This is a genomic window from Sphingomonas sp. Leaf198 (assembly GCF_001424005.1).
Lineage (GTDB): Bacteria > Pseudomonadota > Alphaproteobacteria > Sphingomonadales > Sphingomonadaceae > Sphingomonas.
Map to the genome: position 1 here is coordinate 1,022,170 of NZ_LMPX01000002.1, position 26,623 is coordinate 1,048,792.

The 26,623-nt window shown below is 66.7% G+C and carries 15 protein-coding genes and 1 riboswitch; of the genes, 3 read left to right on the forward strand and 12 right to left on the reverse strand.

Translation table 11 applies throughout. The features are described from left to right. From ASG20_RS11685 to ASG20_RS11705, 5 genes are all read right to left on the reverse strand, one after another. The gene (locus ASG20_RS11685) at positions 1-2,256 is read right to left on the reverse strand and encodes a TonB-dependent receptor (protein WP_056053114.1); all 2,256 of its coding nucleotides are present in this window, start codon (positions 2,254-2,256) and stop codon (positions 1-3) included. 126 nt (positions 2,257-2,382) lie between these two features. After that, positions 2,383-2,492: riboswitch (TPP riboswitch) on the reverse strand. A 40-nt stretch (positions 2,493-2,532) separates the two neighbouring features. Beyond that, a complete protein-coding gene (locus ASG20_RS11690; RefSeq protein WP_056052306.1) occupies positions 2,533-3,948 on the reverse strand; it encodes an amino acid permease in 1,416 nt (471 codons plus the stop codon). Positions 3,949-3,961: 13 nt separating this feature from the next. Next, positions 3,962-4,615 (reverse strand): GntR family transcriptional regulator, encoded by a 654-nt coding sequence (locus tag ASG20_RS11695; protein ID WP_056052308.1) that lies wholly within the window; start codon positions 4,613-4,615, stop codon positions 3,962-3,964. Between the two features lie 63 nt (positions 4,616-4,678). Beyond that, on the reverse strand, positions 4,679-5,677 hold the full coding sequence (locus ASG20_RS11700; RefSeq protein ID WP_056052311.1) for a 4-hydroxyproline epimerase: 999 nt from the start codon (positions 5,675-5,677) through the stop codon (positions 4,679-4,681). Next, positions 5,677-6,603: a dihydrodipicolinate synthase family protein gene (locus ASG20_RS11705; protein WP_056052314.1), complete on the reverse strand. Its 927-nt coding sequence runs from the start codon at positions 6,601-6,603 to the stop codon at positions 5,677-5,679. The genes ASG20_RS11700 and ASG20_RS11705 overlap by 1 nt, the downstream gene beginning before the upstream one ends. 76 nt (positions 6,604-6,679) lie before the next feature. On the opposite strand from ASG20_RS11705, the gene ASG20_RS11710 reads away from it, so the two are divergent. Then, a complete protein-coding gene (locus ASG20_RS11710) occupies positions 6,680-7,915 on the forward strand; it encodes an NAD(P)/FAD-dependent oxidoreductase (RefSeq protein ID WP_231420724.1) in 1,236 nt (411 codons plus the stop codon). Then, on the forward strand, positions 7,912-9,087 hold the full coding sequence (locus ASG20_RS11715) for a M24 family metallopeptidase (RefSeq protein ID WP_056052319.1): 1,176 nt from the start codon (positions 7,912-7,914) through the stop codon (positions 9,085-9,087). The genes ASG20_RS11710 and ASG20_RS11715 overlap by 4 nt, the downstream gene beginning before the upstream one ends. A 124-nt stretch (positions 9,088-9,211) precedes the next feature. Here the strand turns inward: ASG20_RS11715 and ASG20_RS11720 are convergent, their stop codons facing one another. The 4 genes from ASG20_RS11720 to ASG20_RS11735 form a co-directional block, all read right to left on the reverse strand. Beyond that, the gene (locus ASG20_RS11720; RefSeq protein WP_236698766.1) at positions 9,212-10,624 is read right to left on the reverse strand and encodes a family 43 glycosylhydrolase; all 1,413 of its coding nucleotides are present in this window, start codon (positions 10,622-10,624) and stop codon (positions 9,212-9,214) included. Between the two features lie 133 nt (positions 10,625-10,757). Continuing rightward, the gene (locus ASG20_RS11725) at positions 10,758-12,521 is read right to left on the reverse strand and encodes a DUF885 domain-containing protein (RefSeq protein ID WP_330218672.1); all 1,764 of its coding nucleotides are present in this window, start codon (positions 12,519-12,521) and stop codon (positions 10,758-10,760) included. A 2-nt stretch (positions 12,522-12,523) separates the two neighbouring features. After that, positions 12,524-13,543, reverse strand: a complete 1,020-nt coding sequence (locus tag ASG20_RS11730) for an Ldh family oxidoreductase (protein ID WP_056052327.1) — start codon at positions 13,541-13,543, stop codon at positions 12,524-12,526. Continuing rightward, positions 13,540-15,900 (reverse strand): glycoside hydrolase family 127 protein, encoded by a 2,361-nt coding sequence (locus ASG20_RS11735; protein WP_231420722.1) that lies wholly within the window; start codon positions 15,898-15,900, stop codon positions 13,540-13,542. Before ASG20_RS11735 ends, ASG20_RS11730 begins: the two co-directional genes overlap by 4 nt. Before the next feature lie 120 nt (positions 15,901-16,020). Between ASG20_RS11735 and ASG20_RS11740 the strand changes: the two genes are divergently transcribed. Then, the gene (locus ASG20_RS11740; RefSeq protein WP_056052329.1) at positions 16,021-18,747 is read left to right on the forward strand and encodes a DUF5695 domain-containing protein; all 2,727 of its coding nucleotides are present in this window, start codon (positions 16,021-16,023) and stop codon (positions 18,745-18,747) included. Positions 18,748-18,920: 173 nt separating this feature from the next. On the opposite strand, the gene ASG20_RS11745 is transcribed toward ASG20_RS11740, so the two are convergent. The 3 genes from ASG20_RS11745 to ASG20_RS11755 are packed head-to-tail and all read right to left on the reverse strand — an operon-like array spanning position 18,921 to position 26,581. After that, the gene (locus ASG20_RS11745) at positions 18,921-21,212 is read right to left on the reverse strand and encodes a DPP IV N-terminal domain-containing protein (RefSeq protein ID WP_056052331.1); all 2,292 of its coding nucleotides are present in this window, start codon (positions 21,210-21,212) and stop codon (positions 18,921-18,923) included. Further along, entirely contained in the window at positions 21,212-23,674 is a 2,463-nt protein-coding gene (galA, locus tag ASG20_RS11750) for a beta-galactosidase GalA (RefSeq protein ID WP_056052336.1), read from the reverse strand. The genes ASG20_RS11745 and galA overlap by 1 nt, the downstream gene beginning before the upstream one ends. 15 nt (positions 23,675-23,689) lie before the next feature. After that, complete coding sequence (locus ASG20_RS11755; RefSeq protein WP_082470907.1) at positions 23,690-26,581, reverse strand: TonB-dependent receptor; 2,892 nt, start codon at positions 26,579-26,581, stop codon at positions 23,690-23,692. Positions 26,582-26,623: the final 42 nt, after the last annotated feature.

Sequence of the window (26,623 nt, forward strand, 5' to 3'; positions counted from 1 at the left end):
TCAGAACGCACGCGACACCGTCGCCATCACCGCCCTGCCGCTGCCGATATAATAGGCCGGCGCGGTGCCCGCGATCACCGTGCCGTTGCGGCCGATCGAGTCCTGCGCGTTGGTGGTGACCGCCTGCACGCCGGCCAGGACGTGCGGATCGGTGACGTTGATCGCGTTGACGCGCAGATCGGTACGCTTGCCGTCGAGCCACTCGGCCAGATGCACACCGACCGACAGGTCGAGCGTCGCATAGCCCTTGATGCGCTCGTCGTTGACGAACGTCGCATATTGCCGGCCGAGATATTTCGACGCGACGCTGCCGAAGAACCGGCCGTCGTCATAGGTGCCGCCCGCGCCGAACTGGACGGTCGGGCTCGACACCGCATGCTTGCCGCGCGTCGCGAGAAAGTCCCCGCCGACCGGCAGATCGTCGTCGATCCGCGCGTGCAGATACTCCCCCGAGAGATACAGGCTGACGCCCGCGACCGGCCGGTAATCGACCTCGGCATCGACCCCGTACGAGGTCTGCCCGCCGGCGTTGAGCGTCCCGCTGATCAGCGCACCGCCCTGGTTGATGACGGTCGCCAACTGCCGGTTGCGGAACTTGTAGTGGAAACCCGTCACCGACGCCGAGAGCTGTGCGCCGATGAAGCGATAGCCGAGCTCCTGCGACACCGAATATTCGTTCTTCAGCGCGGTCGTGCCCTGCGTCGCAACGACCCCGCCCGCATAGCTGTTGTAGAGCGTGAACTCGTTGGGCGTGCGAAAATTGGTGGTGATGTTGGCGAACACCTGCTGGCGATCGTCGAGCCGGTAATGGACCGCGGCGCGCGGCAGCGCCGCGAAGCTATCGAGCCTTACCGTGTCCTGCGGCCCCGGCAGGTAATTGCGGCCGTTGCGCAGCACATCGACGCCCTTGAACCCCGCGTCGATCGTCAGCCGCGGCGTCAGCGCGATGCTGTCGGCGACGAAGACCCCCTTCGTAACGGAGACGGTCCGCTGGTTCTCATAGGCGAGCAGGCGGCCATCGGCGGTGCGGATCGCCTTCGCGCGATACCCCCAGCGATCGGTCGGCTGCCCGTCCGCATCGATCGACGTGTACGACTGCGTGACGCGGTCGGTGCCGTAGTCGAACCACAGCCCGGCGGTGAGCGTGTGCGCGCCGGTCTTCAGGGTCAGCTTGCTGACGTTGCCGGTCCGCATCTGGTCGCCGGTATAATTGCCGAGCACGGTCGCCCCGCCGTCGACCACGCCGTCGACCGCGCCGGGCAGCGCGATCGGCTGCGCCAGCTCTTCGGTCCCGAGGAAATTGCCGGTGGTGGTGAGCTGCGTACCGTAGGGCGAGTTGCCATAGCCGAACTGGAGATAGCTCGTGGTGTCCAGCGCGAGCCGGTCGGTCAGCACCAGATGCACCGGCGCGGACGCATAGAGGTTGCGGAACGGCGCGCGGTACAGCCGCCAATAGTTGGTGTTCCCCGCCGTGTAGCGCCGATCGTAGTTGAAGCCGCGACCCTGCGCGTTCCACTCCGCCAGCGTCGGGCTCGGATAGCTCGACGAGTTCGCGTCGTTGTACGACAGCGCGAGGCTGGCACGGTTGCCGGCGCCCCATTCCTCGAGAAGCTTCGCGTCGATATGCTGGCGCGTGTCGTAGCCCGCGCCGCGCCAATTGTCCGCGCGGGTGTTCGAGTAGGACAGGAACGCCTTCAGTCCGGTGTTGCCGATCGTGCCGGTGTCGACGCGGACGAACGCCCGCCGCGCCGCGTAGCTGCCGAGCGACAGATCGACCAGCCCACCGGGACGCGCCTTGGGATCGTCGAGCGCCAGCGACAACAGCCCGCCAGCACCGCCCAGCGTCGGCGAATCGATATCCACCGCGCCTTGCGCCAGCGTGATCCGCCGCAGATTCTCGGGGTCGGCGAACTGCGAGGGATAGGCATAATAATAGCCGATGTCGTTCTGCGGCGCGCCTTCCATCAGCACGCCGATCTCGTCCTGCCCGAGCCCGCGGACGGTGAGGCTCGAACTGGTCGAGAGGCCGTACGGATCGCTCGACGCGACGTTCGCGCCGGGCAGCAGCGTCACCAGCTGGAACGCGTTCAGCGTCGGTGCCTGCTTGACGATGAAGTCCGCGGAGATCGCGCTCTGCGCCTTCGGCGTACGCTGGTCGGGCAAGAGGCCCGCCGGATCGGGCGTGCCGACGACGCGGATCTCCGCGGGTTCGCCCGGATCGGGGGCGACTTGCGCGAACGCCGACGCCGAGACCATCGTCACCGACAGGGTCAACGCCACCCGGCCCAGGCGGACGCGCGATCGCCAGGATGGCGAGGCGGACTTCAAAAACGGAAAACCAGTACCGAAAACGCTCACGTCCACTCCAATCGGAGGGACGACGGGCCAGCCGCGGACCCTCCCTACGCCGGTATAAGCCGGATCAGGTTCAGCGGGTCATGGGCTGCTGCCCACCTCTCAGCCGCGCGTCAGCGGCCCCCCGGGGATGCCGTCGCTTAAGCGGTCGGTGCGCCTGTGGAAAGCGCTATCGGCTTAAAGTGGCGAAGCTTTCCCCGCATCGCTCTTGCGCCGCCCATAGGCCGCGTACCGTGCGAGCCCGATGCCGTTCCAGATCACGAACCGGACGAGCGTCGAGGTCGGCAAGCTCGCGAGCAGATACAGGCAGCCGAGCACCGTCACGGTGCCGACGACATAGGCGGCCGGGCAGCGGAACAGCCGAGGCAATTGGGGGGCGGTGCGGCGCAGCACCATCAGGCACACGCCAACCGAGATAAACGCGATCAACGTACCCGCATTGGCGAGTTCGGCGATCTCGTCGAGCCGGAAAAACCCTGCAACCGCCGCGATCGACAGGCCGGTCAGCAACGTGATCAACGTCGGCGACCCGGTCCGCTTGCTGACCTTGGCGAGTCCGCGCGGCAGCAGGCCGTCGCGCGCCATCACGAAGAATATCCGGCTCTGCCCGTACATCATCACCAGGATCACCGACGGCAGCGCGATCACCGCGGCCAGCGCGATCAGCTGCGCGGCGAACGGCTGGCTCAACTGCCGCAGCACCAGCGCGAGCGGTTCGGGCGAATTGGCGAGTTGCGTGAACGGCAGCGCGCCGATCGCGCTGATCGCCACCGCCATGTAGATCACCGTGCAGACCAGCATCGAGCCGACGATGCCGATCGTCAGGTCGCGCTTGGGGTTCTTGGTTTCCTCCGCCGAGGTCGCGACCGCATCGAAGCCGTAGAACGCGAAGAACACGATCGCCGCCGCCGCCATCACGCCCCGCTTGTGCCCGCCGATCTCGGTCGAGCCGAAGCCGTACGGCATGAACGGGTGGAGGTTGTCGGCCTTGAACGCCGGCGCCGCGTAGACCACGAAGATCGTCAGCGCGACCAGCTTGATCAGCACCAGGACGATGTTCAGCGTCGCGCTCTGCCGCGTGCCGAGGATCAGCATCCCCATCACTGCGAGCGACACCAGCACCGCGGGCATGTTGACGATCCCGCCGCCATGCGGCCCGACCAGCAAAGCGTGCGGCAAGTGAATCCCCGCCGCCTCGATCCAGCCGACCAGATAGCCCGACCAGCCGACCGCGACGGTCGAACATGCGAGCGAATATTCGAGGATCAGGCTCCAGCCGACCACCCAGGCGATACCCTCGCCCAGTGCCGTATAGCTGAACGTATAGGCGCTCCCCGCGGCGGGAATCAGCGTCGCGAGTTCGGTGTAGGCGAGTGCCGCACACGCGCAGATCACGCCGCAGATCACGAAGGCGAGGATCACGCCCGGCCCCGCGCGTTCCGCCCCGACGCCGACCAAGGTGTAGATTCCTGTGCCGACGATCGCCCCCACCCCGAGCGCGATCAGATGCGGCCAGCTCAGCGTCTTGGCGAGGCTGTGTTCGCGGTTATGAGCAGACGATTCGAACGATTTACGTGGTCCAAACATGCCCATCCCCGGTTGGTCTCTAGTCTCGCGCTGTGTCGAACTGCGCGCGCAGATCGGTCAGCGTCGATTGAATATGGCTCGTCAGCAGCACCAGCATGCGATCGTCGTCGCGGGCGAGCCACGCGTCGAGCATCTGGCGATGCTCCAGATGCGCCCGATCCTCGCGTCCCGCCGGGCGCAGATGCGCGACGACATAGCGTTCCGCCAGGATCGCCAGCCGCTCGACCATCTGCGTGGTCAGCAGGCGACGGCCGGGACGGACCAGCGCGGTGTGGAACACGCGGTTGCGGATCGCGACCTCGGCCAGCCGCTCGCTCGCGGCGCTGTCGAGCTCCTCGAACGCCAGGATCGCCGCGACACGATCGTCGTCGTTGGCGACCGTCGCGGCATAGGCCGCAGCCTGCGGTTCGATCGCCAGCCGCAACGCGAAGATATCGTTCGCCTCGTCCGCCGACATCGGCTGGACCGAATAGCCGCGGTTCGCGTGGCTGGTCAGCAGCCCTTCCTGCTCGAGCCGCGCCAGCGCCTCGCGGAGCGGGATCTTGCTGACGCCGAGTTCAGTCGCCAGCGCATCCTGGCGGATCGCAGTATGGCCGGCGAGCTTGCCGGTGACGATCTGCTCGCGGACGATCTCGAACACCTGCTCGGACAGGGTGCGGACGACGATACTCATAGACGGAAGGCTCCGGGGACGGGATTGCGCCCCCTGCATAGCCCACACTTCATGAAATATAGCTCACGAAACTTGAAACCCGTTCCAAAAACGATCGTCGCGATCGATCCAGATCGTGTTGAACCCGGTCGCGATCGCCGATCCTTCGATCGACGGGATGATCGCGGGCGTATCGCCCAGCATGGTCTCGGCTTCGACGCGCCCGATGAAGCGGCTGCCGATATAGCTCTCGTGCACGAACCGGTCGCCGACCGACAATCGTGCCGTGTCAGCGAGATGCGCCAGGCGGGCGGAGGTGCCGGTGCCGCACGGACTGCGGTCGATCGCCTTGTCGCCGTAGAATACCGCGTTGCGCCCGTCCGCCCCATCTGTGCGCGGCACGTCGGCCCACAGCACGTGGCTGACGCCGCGGATCGTCGGGTCGAGCGGATGAACCGGCTCGAACTGTGCCCGCACGGCCTCGCGAACGCGACCGCTGAGCGCGATGATCTCCGCCGCGCCGAGGTCGTCGAGCCCGGTATAGCGTCCCTGCGGCTCGACGATCGCATAGTAATTGCCGCCATAGGCGACATCGATGCTGAGCGGGCCGATGCCCTCGATATCCACCGCGATCCCGCGTGCCGCGACATACGCAGGCACGTTGGTGATCCGCACCGAGGTCACCTTTGCGCCATCAGTCTCGTACGCCACGTCGATAACGCCAGCAGGCACCTCGATCCGCAACCGGCCCGGTACGGCCGGCTGGATCAGCCCATGTTCGAGCCCGAACGTCACCATCCCGATCGTGCCATGTCCGCACATCGGTAGGCACCCGCTCGTCTCGATGAACAGGATGCCGATATCGGTATCGTCGCGCGTCGGCGGGTAGAGGAACCCGCCCGACATCATGTCGTGCCCGCGCGGCTCGAAGCAGAGCCCGGTGCGGATCCAGTCGAACCGGTTGATGAAATCCTGCCGCCGCTCCGACATCGACGCGCCCTTGAGCAGCGGCGCCCCGCCCGCGACGAGGCGGACCGGATTGCCGGCGGTGTGGCCGTCGATGCAGAAGAAAGTGTGGCGCATCAGCCGGATGCTAGCGCCGGCTCGGCGGCGGTCAATGTCGGGCGGGTCGCTGCGGCCTTCTCGACCATCGCGATCACCTCGGCACGGCGTTCGCCGATCAGCGGATAGCGTGGTGGCAGGACGCGCTCGGAGCCACGCCCCATGACCTGCTCGGCGAGCTTGATCGACTGGACCAGGTCATGCTCGGCATCGAGATGAAGCAGCGGCATGAACCAGCGATAGATTTCCATCGCCTTGGCATGATCGCCGCGCGCGAACGCGTTGACCAGCTCGACCGATTCCCGCGGGAACGCGTTGGTGAGTCCGGAGACCCAGCCCTGCGCGCCCAGATACAGCCCCTCGAGCGCGACGTCGTCGAGCCCGGCGAACAGCACGTAGCGGTCGCCGAACGCGGTCTTCACGTCGGTGAAACGCCGCGTGTCGGGCGCCGATTCCTTGACCGCGACGATGTTGGCGACATCGACCAGCGCGGCGAGCACATCGTTGTCGATCAGCGTGCGATACGCGGGCGGATTGTTATACAGCATGATCGGCAGACCGACCTGATCGGCCACGCCCTTGAAATGCGCCACCAATTCATGCGGCTTCGGCACATAGACCATCGGCGGCAACAGCATCAGGCCGTCCGCGCCGGCCTTCTCTGCGGCTTGCGCATACCGGACGGCACGACGCGTGTCGTATTCCGAGACGCCGGTGATGACCGGCACGCGGCCATCGACCGCCTCGACGATCGCGGTCAGCACTTCGACCTTTTCATCATAGTCGAACGAGTTATTCTCGCCGACCGTGCCGAGTGCGATCACCCCGGTCACACCGTCGCGGATCAGGTCGTCGACGACGCGCTGGGTGTCGGCGAGATCGACGCTCATGTCCTCGCGGATCTGCGTCGTTACGGCCGGAAATACGCCCTTCCATTCGACAGACATTCGGTATCGACCTTCCTGCGTTTCAAGATATATATCGTATACGAATTCGTTAAGCGCCGTGCAACAGGAGATTGGATTGAAAACGATCGGTATCGTGGGGGGCGGCGTGGTCGGACTGTGCTGCGCCGTCGCGCTGCTCGACCGCGGCTACGACGTGAGTGTGTTCGAACGCGATGCCGATTACAACGCCGCATCCTGGGGCAATGCCGGGCACATCGCGGTCGAACAGGTCGAGCCGCTCGCCTCGCCCGCCGCGGTGCGCTCGGTGCCGAAGCGTCTGTTCAGCGTCGGCGGCGCGCTGGGACTGCCGGTGTCGATGGCGGCGCACTGGCTGCCGTTCGCCGCACGACTGGTGGCAGCGTCGACCCCGGCGAAGTTCGCGGCGGGCACCGCGGCGCTGACGCCACTGCTCGCCAGCGCGATGCCCGCATGGCGCGATCTGGTCGGCACGCTCGGCGCGCGCGATCTGCTCCGCGAGGACGGCCATATCGTCGTCTGGGACACACCCGAAAGTGCACGCGCCGGCCGCACCCATTGGTCGCGCGCTGCGATCGGCACGGCACGGATCGCGGACGCCGATCCCAACGTGCTGCACCGCCTCGGCTTTCTCGCCGATCCGGTCGGCGGCGCGATCCGCTTCACCGGGAGCGGACAGATCGCCGACCTTCGCGTGCTTGCCACGACACTGGAGGCCGCGGTCGAGGCACGCGGTGGCAGGATCGTCCGCCACTTGGCGCGGCTGGCCGACGATTCAGGACGGATCGTCATCCTCGGCCACGATGTCGATCAGGTGTTGGTCACCGCGGGCGTCCGCTCCCGCGCGCTGCTCGAACTGCTCGGCTACCGCGTGCCGATGATCGCCGAGCGCGGCTATCATATCCGCGCGCGTGCCGATGGCTGGCCGGCCGACCTGCCGCCGGTCGTGTTCGAGGATCGCTCGATGATCGTCACGCGCTATGCCGAGTGCGTGCAGGCGGCGAGCTTCGTCGAACTTGGTGATCCCGACGGCCCGCCCGATCCACGCAAATGGGACCGGCTGGAGCATCACGTCCGATCGTTAGGCCTGCCGATCGAGGGGCCGTTCGAACGCTGGATGGGCGCGCGGCCGACGCTGCCCGACTACCTCCCCGCGATCGGCCGCTCGACGCGCCACGCAAATCTCGCTTATGCCTTCGGCCACCAACATCTCGGGCTCACACTCGCGCCGGTGACTGCGACGCTCGTCGCGGCGATGCTGGCGGGGGAGACCCCGGCGGTGCCGCTCGCGCCATTCGACCTCGACCGCTTCGGTAAAAAAGGACCTGACGCATGACCATTGGCGGATCATCGATACCCGACGAGCTGGCGACCATCGCCCCCTGGGCGGACCGTGCGCCACCGATCACGCTGGCCGAGCGCACCGCGCGGCTCGACAAGGCGCGCGCGCTGACCGAGGCGGCGGGCGCCGACGCCCTGCTGATCGGCGCCGGGGCGAGCCTGCGCTATTTCGCGGGTGTGCCCTGGGGCGCGACCGAGCGGCTGGTCGCGCTGCTGCTGCCAGTGAAGGGTCAGCCGATGCTGATCTGCCCGCGCTTCGAACAGGGTTCGCTGGAGGCCGCTGTCGAGATCGACGCCGACCTGCGGCTCTGGGAAGAGGACGAGAGCCCATATGCGCTGGTTGCCGACACGGTCGGCGGCCGCCTGCTGCTCGACCCGCAGCTTCCCTACGGCATGGCCAGCGCGCTCGCCGCCACCGGGCTCGATGTTGCCGATGGCGCGTCGGTGATCGACGCGTGCCGGATGATCAAGAGCCCCGCCGAACTCGCGCTGCTGCGCCAAGCCAAGGCGATGACGCTCGATATCCAGCGCCGCGCCGCGCGCATCCTCCATCCCGCTATCGCCGCCAGCACGGTGATCCGCTTCATCGACGAAGCGCACCGCGCGATCGGATCGTCGGGATCGTATTTCTGCGCCGTCCAGTTCGGCCACGCGACCGCGTTCCCGCACGGGCTGCCCGGCGATCAGCTGCTCGAAGAGGACCAGCTCGTGCTGATCGACACCGGCTGCCAGGTCGAGGGCTATCATTCCGACATCACGCGGACCTACGCGTTCGGCAATGTCGGCGACGAGGCGCGCGCGATCTGGAACATCGAACACGAGGCGCAAGCCGCCGCGTTCGCCGCGGTCGAGCCGGGCGTGCCGTGCGAGGCGATCGACTATGCCGCCCGCGCGGTGCTGGAGAAGGCCGGGCTCGGCCCCGACTACCGCCTGCCCGGCCTGTCGCATCGCACCGGCCACGGCATCGGCCTGTCGATCCACGAGCCGGCCTATCTGGTCCGCGGCGACCGCACGCCGCTGGCGCCGGGGATGTGCTTCTCGAACGAACCGATGATCGTAGTGCCCGACCGCTTCGGCATCCGGCTGGAGGATCATTTCCACGTCACCGACACCGGCGCCGCCTGGTTCACCGAACCGCAACCCTCGATCGACCGCCCGTTCGGCTGAGGCGCCGCCATCCCGTCATCCTGGGCTCGACCTAGGATCCAGAGCCACCGAAGCCGACGCTCGAGGCTCTGGATCCCAGCTTTCGCTGGAATGACGGGGTTAGTCGGAAGGCAGTTCTTTCGGATTAGCCGCAGGGTGGCGCAGGCGTGGCGGCCGGGTCGCGCGCCGCGACCGCCTGTGGATGCGGGGCAAGCGCCTCCCATTCCTGCACCGCGACGCCGGCATGACCGCGAGCATCGCCCGATGTCTCGAACACCGCGCGTAGGCACCGCGTCGTCACCTGCGCAAAGCTCGCGGACTGGATCCCGTCCACCCCCGTGCCGAACCCACGCGCCCGCCGCACCCGTTTCCAGCCGAGATCCCAATATTCCAGCCACCAGCGCTTCGGCGGCGCTATCCCGGTGCGCGATCCCGCCGGCTGGTCCGCCCAAAAACGCATCCGCGCGCCGTCCAGCGTCACGGGAGCATCCCAGCGATACGCGATCCACTGCCGCGCAGGCCCCGCCCGGCTCCCCCACATATCCGGCGGCAGCGGGTTCGCGCGCACGATCCCGTCGTTCAGCGCGGCCAGCCAATAGCGCACCGGCACCGGCTCGTTCGACGCCTCGACCGTCGCCGCACCGGCGATATTGCGCGACGGCAGTGCCGCCGGCCGGGCGCGCCGCGTCGCCACCACCGGCAGGATCGCGGCGGGCGTCACGCTGTCGTCGAACAGCATCGGATCGATCGCGACGCTACGCCGGAAATGCCCGCCGCCGACCGCATCGGCGGTGTGATACACCAGATACCAGCGCCCTTTGAAGTCCACCGCGCCCGGATGCGACGTAGTCGACGACACCGGCTTCAACACCACGCCGCGATACGTCCACGGCCCCATCGGCGACGGCGCGGTGCCGTACGCGATGCACGCATGATAGATCGCCGGCGTACAGTCCGAGCCCGGTCCCGCGGTGTTGCCGGCGTACAGCATGTAATAGACGCCGCGCCGCTTCATGATCCACGGCGCTTCGAAGAACCCGGTCAGCCCGGTGATCCGCCGCTCAGGCCCGATCGGCGTCACCATGTCGCGCGCCAGTTCGACGCCGCGCAGTTCGCCGAACGTCCCCCAATAGAGATACACGCGGCCATCATCGTCGATCAGCACGGTCGGGTCGATATTTTGGATGGCGTTACGCACCGGCACGCGCTGCGAGACGATCGGGCCCAACGGATGCGCGTCGCGCCATGGCCCGGTCGGGCTGTCGGCAACCGCGACGCCGATCGCGAACCGGTCCTCGGCATCGCTGCCTTTCTCGACCACCGGCGCGTAGAGATACAGCCGTCCATCCCGCGCCTGGACGATCTGCCCGGCATAGGCGCGCGCCGGCTCGGCCCATCCGAATACGGTCTCGGGCCGTGCGATCGCCGGATAATGGACCCAGTCGCCCGACGCCGGATCCCGGGTCGACAGCAGCTGCCACTCCTTCATCACGAAGTCGTCGACGTCGGCCGCCGCCTCGTCGCGCCCGGCGAGGATCCACAGCGTGTCGCCGATCACCACCGGCGCCGGGTCGGTCGAATAATACCCGTCGGCGAGGATTGGATTGCCCGGCGCATGGATGTGCGTCCCGGCAGGAACATCCTGCGCCAGTCCGGCGGAGGCGATCAGTCCGACCGCCGCGAGCCAGCGCCTACTCCTCGTCAGGATACGGCCCCTTGCCGCCCGCCGCGATCAGTTCATCCGTCCGCGCCTCGATCACCGGCACCGGCACCGATCCCATCTCGAGCATCGCATCGTGGAACGCGCGGATGTTGAACTTCGCGCCGAGCTTGTCCTGCGCCTTCTTCCGCGCCGTCTGGAACGCGATCTGCCCCATGTAATAGGACAGCGCCTGCCCCGGCCACGCGATGTATCGGTCGACCTCGGTTTCGATCTCGTGGTTCGACAGCGCGGTGTTGTCGTGCAGATAGTCCTGCGCCTGCTTCCGGCTCCAGCCCTTCGCATGGATGCCGGTATCGACCACCAGCCGCGCTGCGCGCCATGCCTGGTAGCTCAGCATCCCGAACAGGTCGTACGGCGTCTCGTACATCCCCATGTCCTCGCCGAGCGTCTCGCAATACAGCGCCCAGCCCTCGCCATAGACCGACAGATACGTGTCACGCCGGAACGCCGGCAGGCTCTTGTTCTCGGACGCGAGCGGCATCTGGAACGCGTGGCCGGGCGCGCTTTCGTGCAACGTCAGCGCCACCTGCGAATAGAAGGGCCGCGACGGCAGGTCGTAGGTGTTGACCAGATAGATCCCCGGCCCGCCGCGACCGCCGGTGTAGAACGGCGCGATGTCCGCCGGCACCGGCTTGATCGCGAACCGGCTGCGCGGCAGGTGGCCGAACCACTGCGACGCCTTGCCGTCGAACGTCTTGGCGATCCATGCCGCGCGGTACAGCAGCTCGTTCGGCGTCTTGGGATAGAATTGCGGATCGGTCCGCAGATGATTGAAGAACGCCTGCAAATCGCCCTGGAACTTCACGCTCCGCATCACACCGTCCATCCGGCCGCGAATCTTGGCAATCTCTGCGAGCCCGAGCGCGTGGATCTGCTCGGGCGTGATATCCTGCGTGGTGTATTCGCGGACCTTCGACAAATAATAGGCCTTGCCGTCCGGCAGGTCGTACGCCGCCAGCCCCTCGCGGGCATGCGGGATGTAGTCGGTGCGCAGGAACTTCAGCAGCGTCGCATAGGCGGGGACAACCGCCTGCGAGATCGCCGCAGTCCCCTCGGCCCTGAGCGCGGCCTGATCGGCGGCGGGGATCGTCGACGGAAAGCTCTTGAACGGCTCGTAGAACGGCGACTCCTGCGGCGTCTTCGCGTCCGCGACCTGTGCTACGCCGTTGTCGCGCCCCGTCAGAGTCACCCGCGCCGGGGTGAACCCCCGCGCGAGCCCGGCGCGCATGTTGCCGGTCTGCTGGTCGAAATAGCGCGGAATCTGGCGCATCACCGCGATGTAGTCGCGATAGTCCTTCACCGACTTGAAAGTGCCGCGCGCGCTCTCGGCGACGTCTCCCCAGAAGCTCGTATCCGCGGTCAGCGGCTTTTCGTAATCACGAAAGCGTTGCTCGGCGAGCAAGGCGTCGATCTGTTGCGCATAGACCGCATAATTGACGCGATTGGCGGGGGAGAGTGTCGCCGGAGAGATCGCCGCCAGTTGCCGCGACACGTCGGTCCACCGCGCGAGGCGCTCCGCCTGCGCCTTGGGGCCGACATCGGGCAGCCGCGGCGCGGCGGTCGGATTGTCCTCGCCCTGCGCGAACTGGAGTTGCCGCCACGCATATTCCGCAGTGTAGAGCGCCTCGAACCGCGCATCCGCCGAGGTCGCCACGGCCGATTTCGGAGTTTTTGGAGGCATTGCCCCCAGCGCAGTCGAGCCCAGCGCCAGCAACAGGATCAAAGCCTTCATCGTCATTCTCCTGGAACCAGCGCCATGATGTCGCGGTACAGTGCGGCGGGTATCACCACACCCTCGGTCAGACTGCGCGCCCGCGCCGCATACCGCCGTTGCGACGGCAGGCGAGCACCCTGCCCCTCGATCGCCGCGAACATCGCTTCCGCGCGCGCGAGGTGCTCGGCGACCGCATCGCCGAGGAACCCGACCGGATCGATCGCGATGATCAGTTCACCCCCGATCGGCGATCCACCGCGCGCAGCGTCGGCCTCCAGCGACTCCCGGCTGGTCATGTCGCCGATCAACGGCCCGGCGAGCAGCTCGACCATTGCCGCCAGCGCCGACCCCTTGTGCCCGCCGAACGTCCGCATCGCGCCGTTCAACACCGCCGCCGCGTCGGTGGTCGGCTGGCCGTCCGCATCATAGCCCCAGTCGTCGGGCACGGCCTTCCCCCCGCGCCGATGCAGTTCGATCTCACCACGCGCAACCGCACTCGTCGCGAAGTCGAACACGAACGGTTCGCGGCCGGGCCGCGGCCAGCCGAACGCGATCGGGTTGGTCCCGAACACGGGTTCGGTGCCCCCCGCCGGCGCGACCCAGGCATGGCTCGGCGTGACCGCGAGCGCGACCAGCCCATCCTCCGCCAGCGCCTCGACCTCCGGCCACAACGCCGCGAAATGCACGACGTTGTTCAGCGCCATCGCGGCGATCCCATACGCGCGCGCCTTCTCCGCCAAGCGTTGCCGCCCTCGCTCGAACGCGAGTTGCGCGAACCCGCCGCCGCCATCGACCCGCACGAGCGCGCGCGCCGGCTCGCTCACGACCGGCTCGGCATCGACCGCCACGACACCCTTGGCGATGCTGTTCGCCGCGACCAGCAGCCGGTAGATGCCGTGACTCGCACACCCATCGCGCTCGCCCGCGACCATCGTCTCCGCCACCGCCTCGGCATGCGGACGCGACAGGCCAGCCCCGAGCAGGACTTTTCGCGCAAGCCCCCGCACCTCGTCGAGCGTCATTGGTACGTCTCCGCTCATGCGGTCGAGCCCGGCTTGGCAGCCACCATCCGCACCCCGAACACCGGCCCCGCCGACGACCGGTCGTGCGGCACGAACCGTATCTTCACGCTAGCCTTGCCCTTGGTAACCCCAATCGGCAGCGGATATTCAACATCGAAGAACTTGCCCGGCTGGTCCGCCTCGAGATGCTGCGTGGCGACTTTCACATTATCCACGAGGATGTCGAAATCGCGCGCGCGCTCGTCGCCCCAATAGGTCGCCTGCACCACCAGCGGCCCTGGCCGTGTCTTCAGCGCGAACTCGAAATAGCCGCCCGACCGCGCATCGCGCCCGTTCCGCCCGCGATAGCTGACCGGATACGAGATCTCCGACGTCAGCGCATGATCGCGCTCCGGCTGCATCTCGCCGAGGTGCATCACGTCGACCGACCGTGCGGCGAGATCCTTCAGCCGCGCCTGCTCGGTCAGGAACGCCGCCTCCTCGGTCTTCCACGCCGCCTCGCTGAAGCGCTTGAAATACACCGCGCTACGCCGGTCGTACTGGCTGTAGAACGGCACGAAGTTGAGGTCGGCAGGCCGGATGATCCCCTTCGTCGCATAGCGCGCGCCCGCGCCAACAGCCGGCGTAAACGCGGCGAGCAGATCCGCGCCGACCATCGCTGGATCGGCCTGCTCCCATTTCGCCTCGGTCGAGCCGAGATCGGCGGCCATCACCATCGGCCCGCGCAGCACCGCGACCGTATCGGCGTCGCCCGGGGCACTCTCCAGCCGCAGGTCGAGCGGTACGGTGATCGCAACCACGTCGCCAGACTTCCATTTGCGCTCGACGATCGCATAGCCCTTCGCCAGCACCGGCTCGACCGCGGCACCGTTGACCGTCACCGTCGCACGCCCATTCGCCCAGCCCGGAACGCGCAACGCGATCGGAAACCGCCCCGGCTTGGCCAGCTTCGTCAGCGTCAGCCGCGACTCCGGCTCGAACGGATAGCGCGTGTCGAGCGTCAGCACCGCACCTCGCGCCTGCCACCGCGCCTCCGCCGGGATGTAGAGATTGACCAGCAGCGTGCCGTCGCCCTCCCAGAAGATTGCCTCGCCGTGCTTGGCATGGCTTTCCATCCCCGTGCCGACGCAGCACCAGAACGCGTCGTCCTTCGGCGTCGAATATTCGCGCGCGGTGCCCGTCATCAGCGGCGTCATATAGGTGAAGCCGGCAGTCTTCGGGTCCTGCGCCGCCATGATGTGGTTCAGATGCGCGCGCTCGTAATAATCGAACATCGCGCCGTCCGGGGCCCAGCCATAGAGCTGCTGCGTGAGCTTGAGCATGTTGTAGCTGTTGCAATGCTCGCACGTCTGCTCGGTGATGTGCGTGGCGATGCTGTCGGGTTCGGAGAAATACTCGCGGTCGGCATTGCCGCCGATCACATAGCTGTGATGCTGCGTGACGGTCTTCCAGAAGAACCGCGCGGCGTTCGCGGGCGCGGGCTTGCCGTTCAGTTCATGGATCCGCGCGAGCCCGATCAGCTTCGGCACCTGCGTGTTCGCGTGGAAGTTGGCGAGCTTGTCCTCGCCCGCAACCATCGGATCGAGCATCTTGCGGTCGTACAACCGCTCCGCGACGTCGAGCCATTGCTTGTCCCCGGTCCGCGCCGACAGCTCGGCATAGCTCTCGTTCAGCCCACCATATTCGCACCCGAGCAGCGTCTGCATCTGCGCATCGTCGAGCGCCGCGAACACCTTCGCGAAATACTCGGCCAACCCGGTCGCGACGGTCAGCGCCTGCGTATTGCCCCACGCGGCATGCACGTCGAGCAGCCCCGCGAAGACCTTGTGCACCGTATACAGCGGCGACCAAGACCCGTTGAGATCGAACCCGCCCGACTTGATCTCGCCGCGCATCACCTCGGGGAAGATCTCCTCGCCGTCGACGATCATCCCGTCCTTCCGCTTGCGCCCCAGCGCACCGACATAGCCGGTGCCGCGCTTAGCCTGCGCCCGCGCCAGTTCTGCAACGATATAATCCGCGCGAGTACGGCACTCCGCGTCGCCGGTCTGCGCATGCATCAGCACGAGCGCGGTCAGGTAATGGCCGAGCGTATGCCCGGCGATCGTGTCGCTCTCCCACCCGCCATAGAGCGGCGCCTTCGCGGGGAGCCCGGCATACACCATGAAATTGTGCAGCAGCCGATCCGCGCTCAACCGCAGCAGATACGCGCGATTGACCTCGACCGCGGTTGCATAGGCGGACGGGAGCAGGCGCACCGAGGACAACGGCAAGGGCTTGGCCTTGGCCGGGAGCAGCGTCGTCCCCCTGCCAGTCGCGCTCTTGCCAAACGCCTGTTCGCCCACCGACAACAGCGCCACCGCCGTCGTCCCCATCAATACATCCCGGCGGTTTGCGAACATCTTTATCTCCATTCGGATATCGTATACTATACGTCCGACAAGGCAGCGCAAGTGACACTTTATCCTCACCTTTGACTTCGAGCGAGTAACGCCATGACAGCCTTCCGCCTCCTGACGCTGCTGCTGGCAACGACCGCGACGCTGCCCGGCGGTGCGCAACCCAAGCCCGCCAAGCCAAGCTACCGCCCGATCCCGCAGACCGCGATCCGCACCCCCGCCTTCCGCGTCGCACTGCGCACCGATACGCAGACGCTCGCCCGGCTGTCCCCCGCCGCCGAACCCGGTTTCGACTTCGTCCCCGGCGCCCGCGAAGCCGAGCGCGCCGCCGACGGCTATGTCCATATCGGCGACATCCACCTCCGAGTCCGCCAGCCCGGCGGCGCCTGGGCCGACTACGCCTCCGCGCAGCACCGCAAGGCGATCCGCCGCCTGCCCGCGACCGGCGCGACGCTCGCCGCCGCCGACATCACCGCCTCGCTCGGGGCCACCAGCCCGTTGCGCGTCGAGCGTCGCTGGATCGACGACCACGGCGTCCTCGCGCTCCGCTTCACGCTGACCAACACGACGAACGCCCCCGTCGAGATCGGTGCGCTCGGGCTGCCGATGGTGTTCGACAACATCATCACCGACCGCAGCCTCGAACAGGCGCACGCACAAGCCAGCTTCGTCGACCCCTATATCGGCCGCGACGCCGGCTACCTCCAGGTCACCCGCCTCAACGGCGCCGGCCCCGCGCTGCTCGTCCTCCCCGAAAAGGGCACACCGCTCGAGGCCTACCGCCCGATCCTCGAAGCCGCCAAGGCCCCCAAGGGCGACATCTTCACCGACCGCAGCAAGCGCGGCCAGACCTCGGAAGGGTTCTATGACTGGACCGTCGCCAGCAAAGCCTTCGCCGAGAAGGAATGGGCGAAGGCCGGCGAGCAATGGAACACGCCGACCAGCATCACGCTCGCCCCCGGCACCACCCGCACGATCGGCGTCCGCTTCGTCACGGCGCCGTCTATCGCGGCCATCGAGGACACGCTCGTCGCCAACCACCGCCCGGTCGCGGTCGGCATCCCGGGTTACGTCGTCCCGACCAACCAGGACGCGTCGCTGTTCCTCAAGACCCCGCAACCGATCGCCAAGATCGAAAGCCTCCCCGCGGGCGCACTCGTCGCGACACCGGCGGCGAGCGCAAAAGGCTGGGCTCGCTACACCGTCCGCAGCAAGGGCTGGGGCCGCGCGACGCTCGCGATCACCTATGCCGACGGCAGCGTCCAGACGGTCAGCTATTACATCACCAAGCCGCTCGATCAGACGATGGCCGACCTCGGCCGCTTCTCGACGACGAAGCAGTGGTATGAGGACAAGGCCGACCCGTTCGGCCGCAACCCCGCGATCCTCACCTACGACCGCGAGGCCGGCAAGGTCGTCACGCAGGACCCGCGCGTCTGGATCTCGGGCATGAGCGACGAAGGCGGCGCGGGCAGCTGGGTCGCGGCGATTTCAAAACAGCTGGACAACCCCGACCCCGCCGAGATCGCCAAGCTGCAACGCCTCGTCGACGAGACGATCCAGGGCGACCTGCAAGTCCCGGACGGCCCTCACGCCGGCGCCGTCCGAAAGAGCCTGTTCTACTACGACCCGGTCGCGCATCCCGGCTATTACGAACCGACGGTCGACTGGAAGACCTGGACCTCCTGGTCGAAGAAGGACGCCGGCGATCTCGGTCGGGCGTACAACTATCCCCACGTCGCGATCGGCCACTGGGTGCTGTACCGCGTCGCGCGCAACCACCCCGGCATCGTCACCGCGCACCCGTGGCGCTGGTATCTCGACCACGCCTATCAGACCACCACCGCGATGATGCGCGAAGCGCCCTATTACACGCAGTTCGGGCTGATGGAGGGCGACGTGTTCGTCGACATCCTGCGCGACCTGAAGCGCGAAGGCCTGACCGCGGAGGCGACCGAGATGGAGCGCCTGATGAAACGGCGCGCCGATCACTGGCGGACGCTGCGCTATCCGTTCGGCAGCGAGATGGCCTGGGATTCGACCGGCCAGCCCGAGGTCTACGCGTGGATGCGCTATTTCGGTTACCAGCCGCAGGCCGACGTGACGCGGAAAGTGATCCTCGCCTATGACCCGACGATCCCGAGCTGGGGCTATAACGGCAATGCGCGGCGCTATTGGGACTTCCTCTACGGCGGCAAATACCCGCGGATCGAACGCCAGCTCCACCACTACGGCTCGACGCTCAACGCCGTCCCGCTGTTCGACGCCTACCGCGCCGACCCGACCGACCTCCGGCTGCTCCGCATCGCGTACGGCGGCATGATGGGCGGCATCACCAACATCGACCGCGACGGCTTCTCGTCGGCCGCCTTCCACTCCGCACCCGACATGATGAAGTGGGACCCGTATAGCGGCGACTACGGCATGGGCTTCTACGGCCACGCCATCACCGCCGCGAGCTATCTGGTGAACGATCCGACCTTTGGCTGGCTAGGCTTCGGCGGCAATGTGGACCAGGCAGCTGGGGCGGTGAGCATCACCCCGAAGGACGGCGCCCGCACCCGCCTGTTCATCGCCCCCGCCGGATTATGGATCACCCTGGAAGCCGGGAAGATCGCCCGTGCGACGTATGTCCCGACGACAGGCGCGATTACGCTGACGCTTGATGCGGCGACGGAGATCAATCCGGCAGCGCGTGTCTTCGTAGAGACGACTACCAAGACCGGCCGCGCTTACACGGTAACGGGAGCGCAGATCGAACGCGGCGGCTACACCGCACCGCTGGGATCAACACCGACAGACCTCAGCCTCTCACCTCAATAGCTGGAATATCACCCCGGCCAAGCACCACCCCGGCGGAGGCCGGGGCCCAGTTGGCATGGCTGCAGTGATGAAGGACTGTCGTTAATCAGCAGCCTCTCCCAACTGGACCCCGGCCTCCGCCGGGGAGGTGCTTGGAAGGAGGCGGCGGCGGCTTCAGGCCCCAACAGGCCCCTTCACTTCACCGCATTCCAATTCGGCGCCGCGTCCCCCGCAAGCTCCCGCACGAAAAACCCGAACTGCCGCCGCGCGACATAATCGATCGGCCCGCTCGAGCGCCCGACGCTATGCTCGCCGCCCGGCACCGCCAGCAGCTCGAAATCCTTCCCCGCACGGATCAGCGCATCGGCGACCTGCATCGTCGAGGCCGGGTCGACATTGCTGTCCTGCTCGCCGACGATCATCAGCAGCTTGCCCGTCAATTGCGCGGCATGATCGACGCCCGATGCGGCGGCATAGCTCGCATCCACCGGCCAGCCGAGCCACTGTTCGTTCCAGCTGATCTTGTCCATCCGGTTGTCGTAGCAGCCCGCATAGGCCACCCCGACCTTGTAGAACTCGCCGTGGAACAGCAGCGCGTTCAGCGTACTCTGCCCGCCCGCCGACGCGCCATAGATGCCGACCCGGCCGATATCGTAGGACGGGTCCTTCGCCGCCATCGCGCGGTGCCAGAGGATACGATCGGGGAAGCCCGAGTCCGCGAGGTTCTTCCACGCGACGTCGTGGAACGCCTTCGAGCGGTTGGCGGTCCCCATCCCGTCGATCTGCACGACGATGAAACCAAGATCGGCCTGCTCCTGCATCCCGACGACCTTGTCGCCGCCGGAATGATAGCCGAACGGCCAATATTGCTTGGGCACGAAGCTGTCGTGCGGCCCGGCATAGATGTTCTCGATCACCGGGTATTTCTTGCGTGGATCGTAATCGCGCGGGCGGACGACGACGCCCCAGATGTTGGTCTTGCCGTCACGGCCCTTCGCGACGAACACCTCGGGCGGCCGAAACCCCACTGCGCGCAACGCGCTGTCGTCGCCCTTGGTGATCGTCGCGATCAGCGCGCCGTCGCTCGACCGGTGCAGTTCGCTGACGGTCGGCAGGTCGACGCGCGAATAGGTGTCGACATACTGCGTCCCATCGGGCGAAAACCGCACGTCGTGATCCGCCTTGGCCGGCGTCAGCGCGCTCAGGTGGCGGCCGTCGAAATCGATCCGGTAGACGTGGCGAAAATACGGGTCCTCGCCCGCATTCATTCCGCTTGCCGCAAACACGATCTGGCGCTTGGCATCGTCGACCTGGATGACGTCGCGCACGATCCAGGCCCCGGTCGTGATCCGGTTCTTCACTTTTCCAGTGCGCCCGTCGACGAGATACAGATGGTTCCAGCCATCGCGCTCCGACGCCCAGACGATCTCGTCGCCAAGACCGTTGACCTCATGCGCATAGCGGCGGTCGGCGAACACGAAGGTCTTCGCATCCTCGGTCACCGCGGCGTGCGCGACACCGGTTTCCGCATCGACCGCGACGATCCGCGCCTGCCCGAACCCGCGCCGGACATAGTCGAACGCGACGCTCCGCCCGTCGTTGCGCCAGCGTGGCGCGGAGAGTTCGTACGCGTTGGGGAACAGCGCGTCGTCGATCACCGTCTGGCGCCGCGTTGCGACATCGAACAGCACTGGTCGTTCCTGATCGATCGCGTCGCCGGGCTTGGGGTATAACTGGCTCCGAAGCTTTGGCTGGAGCTGATCGCGCGGCGACGATTCCACGCGCAAGACCCGCCGCTGATACCCCGGCCGGACGCGGTAGATCATGATGTGCCGGCTATCGGGCGACCAGCGCAGCGTCTCCGGATCGTAGAAGTCGCCTGCCGTCCCGTCGACGCTCAGCGGGACGACGATTGCATTGCCGGTCTCGCGCACGACGAGGTTGTCGCCCTGCACGAACGCGGTCCATTTGCCGTCGGGCGAAACCTTGGGACTGTTCTCGGCCGGCACCGCCATGTCGCGCACCACGCCGAAGCCGCGTGGGCGGCTCCGGTCGACGGCCGCCTCGCACCGGTAGGCGACAATCCCGCACTGCCACCGCGTCTCGTCCAGCGAAAACGCGATCGCCTTGCCGTCGTCGGCATAGTCGAACTCGGCGAACGGCAGGTGCATCGCATCGACCGCCTCGTGACGCGCATCGCCCAGCGCCGCCGCCAGCTTGGCCGTGTCGAATGCGGGCGACTTGGCGAGCCTCTTCGCGTCCACCGTCTCGAACGCAAACCCGCCTGCCACCGTCTTGCGATAGGAAAAGCGCCGCCCGTCCGGCGTCCAGTGCGCAGGCCACGCGACGTCGCGCGTGAGATCCTGCCACGCCCGCCGCAAACCGATCGAGCGCCGAAACGCGGCCTCGTCTGGTGCAGCGTGCGCCGCCGCCGATGCACATAGCAACACCAGCGCGAGCGCCCGCGACGAACGACGTACCAGCATCAGATTTCCTTGGTCATGCCGATCAACGGCAGCATTGCCGGCGCCAGATTCGAACCGCGTACCTCCAGCCTGATCGGCCCGCCCGTCGCACCCGCCTGCACCAGTGCCATACACAGGCCATTGAACGCCGAGCGCGACGTCGCATGATCCGGTTCCAGACTCCGCGGATCGCCATTGCCGACCCCCAGCAGCTTGGCGTCCCCCGACAGCGCGAACGTCACGCGATCGGATGCGGTCGCCACCTCCCGCCGTTTCGCATCGAGGATCGCGACGCGTACCACCGCCACCTCGCCCGGCGCCAAGTGCCGCCGACCGCTCGACAGGCCGATCCGCGCCGGCGCGCCGGTCGTCTCGCGCACCGCGTGCATCACGCGCTTGCCGCCGCGATACCCGTGCGCCTCGATCCGGCCCGGCGCGTACGCCACCGGCCATTCGAGATGCGTGTTCTTCACCACCGCCTGCCGCCCGAGGCTGCGCCCGTTCAGGACCAGCTCGACTGCGTCGCAGTTGCTGTGCACCCAGACCGACACGGGCTGGCCCTCACGCCCCGCCCAGTTCCAGTGCGGGAACAGGTGCAGCACCGGCTCCCCACTCCACCACGCGCGGTAGTAATGGAAATTGTCCTTGGGGAAGCCGCACAGGTCCATCTGGCCGAAGTTCGAGACGTTCTCCGGCCAGCGCTCGAACGGGGTAGGCTCGCCCCGATAGTCGAACCCGGTCCACACGAACCCGCCGCTCAGGAACGGCCGCGCGTCATAGAAACTCCACCATGTCTCCGCAGTCGTCGCCCATTTGGGAAACTCGCGGTCATACGCCGGTACGAAGCCAGCCTTGTCGTCGCGCGCATATTCGCCGCGCGTCATCACCGTGCTGCCCGTCTCGGTGCCGATCATCGGCATGTCGGGGTGCGCGGCATGATACGGATCGATCGCATCGAGGTAATAATTGCACCCCATCACGTCGAGCACACGCGACGCGCCCTCCCCAAATTTGCCGTTGAACGCCTCCGTCACCGGCCGCGTCCCATCGAGTTCGTAGATTTTGCGCTTCATCGTCTCGGCGATCCGCGCGCCGGTCTCGGTGCCGCGGTGGATCTCCTCGTTGCCGATGCTCCACAGGATGATGCTCGGGTGATTGCGCCCCTGCCGCACCATCCGTTCGAGCTGCCCCAGCCCCTCGGCGTTGCTCGACATCTGCCGCGTCTCGTCGATCATCAGGATGCCCATCCGGTCGCACGCGTCGAGGATCGCGGGCGACGGCGAGTGGTGCGTCGAGCGATACGCGTTGCTGCCCATCGCCTTCAGTTGTTCGAGCCGCCAGACGTGCAGGCTGTCGGGCACCGCGAAGCCGACGCCGGCATGATCCTGATGGTTGCAGGTGCCCTTGATCTTGACCGGCTTGCCGTTGAGGAAAAAGCCGTGCGTCGCGTCGAACCGGATCGTGCGAATGCCGAAGGTGGACGTGTCGCGATCGACCACCGCGCCGTCGACGAGAATCTCGCTGACCAGTGTGTAGAGATGCGGCGTTTCCAGCGACCAGAGCGCAGGCGCGACAATACGAGTCTCCTGCGTCGCGGTCGTCGCGCGCCAAGCCGGCAGCGCGAGCGGGTCCGCGAACAGCACCAGGCTCTTCCCGTCGGGGCCGATGACCGTCGACCGCACCCGTGCTTCGCAGGCGGCACCATCGTTTGCGATCTCGGTCGCAACCCGAACCGTGGCGCCGCCGGCCTCAACGGAACAGCGCACCGTGGCACCCCAGCGCCGCACATGCACCGGCGCGGTCTTCACTAGTCGCACGTCGCGGTAGAGCCCTGCCCCCTCGTACGACCAAGCCTCGCCAAGGCTCACGTCACAGCGGATGACGAGTACATTTTCCTCGCCCGGCTTCGCGAAGTCGGTGACGTCGATCTCGAACGGCGCATAGCCGCTCTCGTTCGATCCCACGACGAAGCCGTTGAGGATGACGAGACAATCCCGCGCGACCCCATCGAACTGGAGCAGCAACCGCCGCCCCGCGTCCGCCTTGGCCAACGCAATCACGCGGCGATACCAGCCGACGCTGGTCGCCGGCCACATCCGCCCGACCGGCTTGAACCCCTGGAACGATCCGGTGCGGTCCGCCTCGCTCCCCGCTGGCCCGAACCGTTCGAACGGCAGGTCGACCGCCCAGTCGTGTGGCAGCGTCACCGCCGTCCAGGCGCTGTCGTCGAACTTCGGCTCGGCAACCGGCGTGCCGACATCGCCCGACTTGCCATAGGTGTCGTGCGAGCGACCGAAGCCGAAATCCTTCGCCGGATCGCTCGCATGGCCGAGATGGAACCGCCACCCGGTCCCGAGCGACACGATCTCGCGCGGGCTTACCGAGACCGTCCCGGCCGCGCCGATCGGCACGACAGGAACGATCGCGGCAAGCGCGGTCACGCCGCCCGTCTTCAAAACGTCGCGGCGGACCATGTTCGTCATGCCATCATCCCAGCGTCAGAAGTTCACCGTCGCGCCGACGAACAGCGTGCGGCCCAGCACGTCATACACGCCGGGATAGGTATTGCCGTTGCCGAACGACGACAGGATGCCGGAAGCGATCACCGGCGGATCCTTGTCGAACAGGTTGTTGACGCCGGCACGAAGCTGGAGCCCCTCGCCGACCGCGACCGTCCCCGCGAGATCAATGTAGTTATACGCCGAGATCTTCCGGTTGATCACGCTTGATGCGCCCTTGAGGAAGCTGTTGGTCGACAGCGACGAGAGCTGGACCTCGTCGATATGCCGCCACGAGAGCGATACGCTTGCGCCCTGCGGCATCGACCATGTCGTGCGCATCACGTGCCGCCACTTCGGATTGGGCTGGCCGCAGGTATAGCCGTACAGCCCCTTGCAGTCATAGCTGCCGAGACCCTTCAGCGGCTCGGACTCCTGCGAGATCAGCCGCGTGCCGACCATGTTGAGGTTGAGCTTGCCGAGTGCGCCGATCCCCAACGTATAGTCGGCGGTGAGATCGATCCCGGAGGTCTTGAGCGAACCGGTGTTGTACGTCGTCGAGACGATATACCCGTTGCTGCCGAACAGCGCGCCCGAGCGCGGGTCGCGCGTGAACAGCCCGCAATAGAAGGGATCGCTCGCCGCGACGCACTGGCTGATCGCCAGCGACGGATCGACCGAGCTGATGTAATCCTTCACCTTGATGCGGTAATAATCGACGGTGAGCGTCAGATTGCGCACCATCCGCGGCGTCAGCACGAGGCCTGCGGTGTAGGTATCGGCCTTTTCGGGCTTCAACGCCGAATTACCGCCATATTGCGCCGAACACGTGTCGGAGGGGCATTCGACGATGTTGCCGTATTGCGCCTGCGTCACACCGGTCAGGCGGCAGATGTCGACGGACGCGGTCGGCGCGGTTCCCGAGCACGGATCCTGCGCAGATACGTTGCCGATCGACCGCGACCCGAAAAGCTCCGAAATGTTCGGCGCGCGGATCGCCCGGTTGTAGCTGAAGCGGAAGCGTGCATCCTTCGACGGCGCCCAGGTCGCCTCGCCCTTGTAGGTCCAGACGTTGTATTTCGACTTCAGTCCGGTCGACTGCTGGTCGTTGCGATAGGCGGAATAGCGCAGGCCGCCATTCACGGTCAGTTCGTGGGCGAACGGAAGGTCCTGAAGGATCGGGACTTCGATCTCGCCATAGCCTTCGTTGACGGTAATGCGGCCGTCCGAATTGGTCGTGCCACCCTGTTGCGCGATGGCATCGGCGGTGAAGTTCAGGGTTTCGCGGCGGCGTTCGGCGCCGACGGCGATGTTGACGCCGCGCGTGGCCCACGGGCTGGAGATGCCGAACGTGCCGAGGTCGCCATTAAGGTTTGCAGAAAACACGTCCAGCACGTTGCGCGACGCGGTGTTGCTCTCCGAGAACAGATACGCGCCCTGCGTGTCGGTGATCGCATTCGCCTGGAAGACGTTGACCGGCACGCACGCCGGATCGCTGCCGTCGACGACCGAGCGACAGGTCGGCACGCCGTTGACGGTGACGACGTCGAGCGCGCGCTGCGCCTTCACGTTGTCGACGTTGTTCAGATACGTCTCGTTGTAGCGTACCAGCGAGTGAAGGTAATTCAGGTCGTAATGAAAGCCGTGGCCGAGATCGCCGCGGACACCGGCCGAATAGCGGTAATCCTGATGCCGCAGATCGTCGCGACGCGACTGACCCGAACCCAGGCGATACCCGATCAGCGTATCCTGCGTCGCCGCTGTCCCCGCGGTCGCCCCGCACAACGACTGCTGCTGCGCGGCGCTCATGAGCGGATTGTTGCACGGCACGGTGAAGGTCGTGCCGAGGAACAGCGCGGATGGCGCGACCTGCGAGAACGTATGGTCCTTCATGTACATGAAGCTGCCATAGATCTCGGCGATCGGCGCGATCTCGAACTTGGCGAAGGCGCCGCCGGTATAGCGCTCGTCCGACCGCTGGAAGTAGTTGGTCGGCGCGTAGTTATACGCATAGGCCGAGGTGTACGGCACCCAGGTCTGCGTGCCGTTGGCGTTGTTGGTCAGCGTGGTGCCCGAATTGGGCCCGCCGAGCGGCACGAACGTTCCGATCGGCGTATTGCTCGATCCGCCGCAGATCAGACCATTGCCCGCCGAGTCCGATGGATTAAGCGCGCAGGCGGAGACATCGCGGTTGGCCTGCAACACCGGATCGGTGTGGCGATAGCCGCCATAGACGGTGATGTTGCCGCGTCCGTTTGCAAAGTTCTTGCCGTACGCCGCGTTGAGATCCTGCTTGCCGCCATCGGCGACCCGGCCCGGCGCGTTCGCATAGCCGCGCGTGGTTAGGATATTCCGTACCGCGCTGTTTTCGTTGGTATGCAGACCGAGCCCGGACTGGACGTCGATCCGCAACCCGTCGAGATGATCCTTCAGTACGAAGTTGACGACACCCGCGACCGCGTCGGACCCGTAGACCGCGGACGCGCCGCCGGTCACCACGTCGACCCGGTCGATCAGCGCCGATGGGACGAAGTTCAGATCAATCGCCTGCTGCGGCAGCAGTCGCTGGCCGTTGAGCAGGATCAGCGTCCGGTTCGATCCGAGGTTGCGGAGGTTGATGTTGGCGGTACCGTCCGATCCGTTCGAGACGTTCTCGTTCGCGTCGGCGGTGAATTGCGGCAGGCGGTTCAGCACGCTCTCGACGTTGACCGCGCCTTGATACTTGATTTCCTGGTCGGTGACGGAGGTGATCGGGCTGTTGCTCGCCAGATCGGGGCGGCGGATGCGCGTTCCCGTGACGGTGATGGCTTCGTCGGCGCTCGCATCGGGGCTGGGCTGCGGCGCAGGCGAAACCTGCGCATACGCTCCTGATGAAAGGAGCATTGCAATCATCGCCCCGATGCTCGACCGATTTCGCAACTTACCGACCAAAAA

What these genes read in the sequence shown, in the direction of transcription:
- ASG20_RS11705 (WP_056052314.1), bottom strand. Translation starts at nt 6,603, where the DNA reads ATGTCTGTCGAATGGAAGGGCGTATTTCCGGCCGTAACGACGCAGATC.
- ASG20_RS11685 (WP_056053114.1), bottom strand. Translation starts at nt 2,256, where the DNA reads ATGGTCTCGGCGTCGGCGTTCGCGCAAGTCGCCCCCGATCCGGGCGAA.
- ASG20_RS11745 (WP_056052331.1), bottom strand. Translation starts at nt 21,212, where the DNA reads ATGCTGGTACGTCGTTCGTCGCGGGCGCTCGCGCTGGTGTTGCTATGT.
- ASG20_RS11730 (WP_056052327.1), bottom strand. Translation starts at nt 13,543, where the DNA reads ATGAGCGGAGACGTACCAATGACGCTCGACGAGGTGCGGGGGCTTGCG.
- ASG20_RS11740 (WP_056052329.1), top strand. Translation starts at nt 16,021, where the DNA reads ATGACAGCCTTCCGCCTCCTGACGCTGCTGCTGGCAACGACCGCGACG.
- ASG20_RS11700 (WP_056052311.1), bottom strand. Translation starts at nt 5,677, where the DNA reads ATGCGCCACACTTTCTTCTGCATCGACGGCCACACCGCCGGCAATCCG.
- ASG20_RS11715 (WP_056052319.1), top strand. Translation starts at nt 7,912, where the DNA reads ATGACCATTGGCGGATCATCGATACCCGACGAGCTGGCGACCATCGCC.
- ASG20_RS11725 (WP_330218672.1), bottom strand. Translation starts at nt 12,521, where the DNA reads ATGAAGGCTTTGATCCTGTTGCTGGCGCTGGGCTCGACTGCGCTGGGG.
- ASG20_RS11735 (WP_231420722.1), bottom strand. Translation starts at nt 15,900, where the DNA reads ATGGGGACGACGGCGGTGGCGCTGTTGTCGGTGGGCGAACAGGCGTTT.
- galA (WP_056052336.1), bottom strand. Translation starts at nt 23,674, where the DNA reads ATGACGAACATGGTCCGCCGCGACGTTTTGAAGACGGGCGGCGTGACC.
- ASG20_RS11755 (WP_082470907.1), bottom strand. Translation starts at nt 26,581, where the DNA reads ATGATTGCAATGCTCCTTTCATCAGGAGCGTATGCGCAGGTTTCGCCT.
- ASG20_RS11690 (WP_056052306.1), bottom strand. Translation starts at nt 3,948, where the DNA reads ATGGGCATGTTTGGACCACGTAAATCGTTCGAATCGTCTGCTCATAAC.
- ASG20_RS11695 (WP_056052308.1), bottom strand. Translation starts at nt 4,615, where the DNA reads ATGAGTATCGTCGTCCGCACCCTGTCCGAGCAGGTGTTCGAGATCGTC.